This window comes from Shewanella sp. SM101, assembly GCF_025654465.1.
Classification (GTDB): Bacteria; Pseudomonadota; Gammaproteobacteria; order Enterobacterales; family Shewanellaceae; genus Shewanella; species Shewanella oncorhynchi.
This window is the reverse complement of sequence record NZ_JAKKRH010000105.1, coordinates 1-3,717: the sequence shown is the minus strand read 5'-3', so window position 1 is coordinate 3,717 and position 3,717 is coordinate 1. Positions and strand designations below refer to the sequence as shown.

General features: G+C 37.3%; 2 protein-coding genes and 1 pseudogene. 2 read left to right on the top strand and 1 reads right to left on the bottom strand.

Translation table 11 applies throughout. The features are described 5' to 3' along the window. Positions 1-135, bottom strand: a pseudogene (locus L5M38_RS23960) (IS4 family transposase); the annotation flags it as partial. A 354-nt stretch (positions 136-489) separates the two neighbouring features. Here L5M38_RS23960 and L5M38_RS23955 point away from each other — a divergent pair. Together L5M38_RS23955 and L5M38_RS23950 are read left to right on the top strand one after the other, a co-directional pair. Then, on the top strand, positions 490-2,250 hold the full coding sequence (locus tag L5M38_RS23955) for an AAA family ATPase (protein WP_263180529.1): 1,761 nt from the start codon (positions 490-492) through the stop codon (positions 2,248-2,250). 177 nt (positions 2,251-2,427) lie between these two features. Then, positions 2,428-3,444: an IS110 family transposase gene (locus L5M38_RS23950; RefSeq protein WP_263180528.1), complete on the top strand. Its 1,017-nt coding sequence runs from the start codon at positions 2,428-2,430 to the stop codon at positions 3,442-3,444. Positions 3,445-3,717 lie beyond the last annotated feature (273 nt).

The window sequence follows — 3,717 nt, the reverse complement described above, 5'->3', positions numbered from 1 at the left end:
ACCTAACTCAGTCAAGGTCAGTGTCTTACATTCAATCAGTGCCTTAGAGGCCAGCATCAAGCTGTTTAATCGTTTTAGGTGAAGTTCTGGGCAGTATTGGTGTAAAGAATGTTGTAGGATATTGGCTTCGCGCATCTTGTTGTCCAAGTGTAGTTTTTGGCGAAACCATTTGATCATGCAACAAGATGCGCTTCCACCCTAATTTGATGATTTATTTGTAAATCATCAGGGGATTCTTCAGGGCTCAGCTCAGCATATCGGTTGGTCTGCAAATTTAAGGATACGTACAGTCAAAGCACTAAGCTTCTTAGAATCAACAAAATTAATCGAGGTTGATAGATCAAGCAATAGGATAATTATCACTGAACTAGGTAAAAAAATTATTTCAAAGGCAATGAACAATGACGATGACCTATCATACAACTTATCTAGAATAGCTAATTCATATCGAAACATTTGCGTATCAAAACAGCTAGACTTGGAGTTGGAATGAAATTATTAGACATTAAGATATTCCCAATAAATAAGAATGGATGGGAATCTGACAAACTTGTTTTCGGTGATAACATCACTCAACTTTATGGTCCAAATGGATGTGGAAAAACCCCATTAGTACAATCTATTGCGTATTGCCTAGGATTTCCATCCATTTTCAGAAATGATATTTACAATCACTGCAGCTATGTTGAACTTAATATTGAATGCCGTGATAAAAAAATCAATATTAAGCGCACCTATAGTAGAGATGTTAATGTTGAAGTAATTGACACTGATGGTCGAAGAATAAATTTTTATAATGAGAAAGATTACTCTTCATTTATATTTGAAAAACTAGGACTAAAAACAGAAACTCTAATATCAAACAATAATGCAGCTACATATGCATATGTAGCTTCGTTCTTGCCTATTTTTTATCTTGATCAAGATGATGGTTATTCTAAACTTTATCATGCTCCAAATAATTTTATAAAAGATCAGTTTTCTGAGATAATGAGAATGATTTTGGATCTCCCGGTTAAGAACTCTTTTGACGCTAAGAAATCTAAGCTTACAGCTAAGCAGCATCTTGAATTACTGGACAAACGGGTAAATGCTTCTGCTTTAAAGTTGAAACTTGCAACACAATCTGTCAACTCAATATCTAAAAACTATAATGAGATATCACACGAAATTTCTAGTCTTGAACAAGAATTAGAGGCTTTTAAATCTTCAGGAGCAACACATGATGATTCTTTAGTTGCTCTTGATAGACTAGTAAACAGTAATAGAAAAGACATTCGCAGACTTGCAGATGAAATTTATGCAATAGAAAGTCGAACGCAAGGCATTAACAAAATCGTACATGAAATTAATGTTGAAATTGAAACATTAAATCTAAATGAAGAAGCGAGAAGAGTATTTCTATCGTTTAATGAAATTTGTAGTTCTAGTTCATGCCGTTTGTTTTCCTCCAGCTCTGACTCTTACAGTAAAAATTTACTTTATCTAAAAGATCAAATTAAAGATTTAGAACGTAATGCCGATGCAGACAAAGATAAACTAGAAACTCTCCATTTGCAGAAGGTTCAACTGGAGACTGTAGTTAAAAATATCATTAATGAACGTAACAAATACACTAACAAATCAGAAATATCAGCGTTAGTAGATTCTATTTCAGAAATTAAGAATCGAGTTTTTTCATTGCAGAGTCAGAAAGATGAACTTGATTCACTTATAGATATTGAAAAATCTCACATTGATATTTTGAGGCAAAGAGATACAGCTCTAGAAAAGTATCAATCTTATTCAGCCGATAGAGAATCTATCCCATCTATTTTAAAAATTAGATCTCAATTAAGAGAGCTGCTTATAAAATGGCTAAATATAATTCATACCACTAATATAAGCTTTGACATCACATTCAAAGACGACTTCATTCCAGTTCTAGGTACTGAGCAAGTATCCCAATTGAAAGGTAGCACTAAAATTCGTGCAGTTCTTGCATACCATGCAGCTCTCCTTGAGTTAATGGCAATAAATTCATTACTTAGCTTTAAAGTTCTAATACTTGATACGCCTAAGCAACATGAAATACATAATGATGACCTTAATAAATATATACTTCAATTGAAATTACTTTGTCAAAAACATGATATTCAAGTTGTTTTTTCAACTACTGAGTACCGCTATATTGGTGATATGAATGACGTTGAATGGAATCCGATATACAAAGGTAGTGAACAACTTATGTTTTTGAGACAGCTAAGTTAAGATAAAAATAGAACAGACACAACTCTTTCAGGATTAAAAAAAGCAAAGATGGGACATCCATAACTCTTTTGGGTTTAACAGCATGGATAATGGAATGGACCCATCCACTTTTAATCGGCCTCACAATGGGCCACGATGTAGTCGCTAAAACTCATCAGAAAGAGGACGGGTCCACTTATGAAGATTACTACAATTGGTTTAGATATCGCAAAGTCTGTTTTTCATGCTGTTGGTGTCGATAAAGCAGGCAAGTTAATCAAAAAGAAAATGCTTAGACGCAAGGACTTACTTCCCTTTCTTGCTCAAATTGAGCCGTGTCTGATTGTGATGGAAGCCTGTGGTGGAGCAAATTACTGGGCCAGAGAATTTGAGCTGTTGGGCCATAACGTCAAGCTAATCGCACCTCAATTTGTGGTGCCTTTTCGGCAAGGTAATAAAAATGACTACAACGATGCGCTAGCCATCGCTGAAGCTGCGCAGCGACCCAACATGCGGTTTGTAAAACCCAAAAGCGTTGAGCAGCAAGATGTGCAACTGCTCCACCGTATGCGTGAGCGTTTAAACAAACAATCAACCGCCTTAATCAATCAAGTCAGAGGGATGTTAGCGGAATACGGCATTGTGATGACCAAAAGTAAATCGGCTTTTAAAGTACAGTTTCCAGATATTTTAGCGGATGAAATCAATGCGCTGACGATCAAAGGTCGGACGATTTTTTATCAGTTATATGAAGAGTTTGCTGATATAGAAAAACGGCTTAAGGGTTGTGACGTTCAAGTGCTCACTGAAACTAAGAACAATGTGATTTGCCAGCGTTTAGAAACTATCCCAGGTATTGGTCCAGTCACCGCTACCGCCTTTTATGCGGCCGCCGGTGATGGTAAAGATTTCACTAATGGCAGGCACTTTTCTGCTTGGTGTGGCTTGGTTCCCAAGCAACACAGCAGTGGAGGTAAAGATAACCTCCTTGGAATAAGCAAACGGGGAAATGCGTATTTACGCACCCTGTTCATCCACGGTGCAAGAACAGTGTTGCAGCACAGTTGTCATAAACAGGATAAATTTAGCTGCTGGGCAATCCAGTTAGCWGARCGCCGMGGTTTTAACCGAGCCTGTGTRGCCGTCGCCAATAAGCTCGCSAGAATGGCATGGGTTATCGCGGCGCATGACGAAGARTATCGACTTCCASTATAGTRCTGAAAGATTCAATAAACGTTAATAATTAAYCAACCAGCAAGTTGCTAWGACAMTTGATTTGATGATGAGACAGTCAGACTGATCTACTGAAAACCTTAGCTCGSYATAGGCTCATAATGAAGCCGCAAGGATGATAAGGACAGTAGAAGCAGATATCCATCAGGGCCAGAGGCATACCTCAATAACAGGCCGAATATATGGGTGCAATGAACTCTTCTCAAAATCGCTATCGAATGTCTTGCAAACCGGATGGGTCCATATATGTATATG

What these genes read in the sequence shown, in the direction of transcription:
- L5M38_RS23955 (WP_263180529.1), top strand. Translation starts at nt 490, where the DNA reads ATGAAATTATTAGACATTAAGATATTCCCAATAAATAAGAATGGATGG.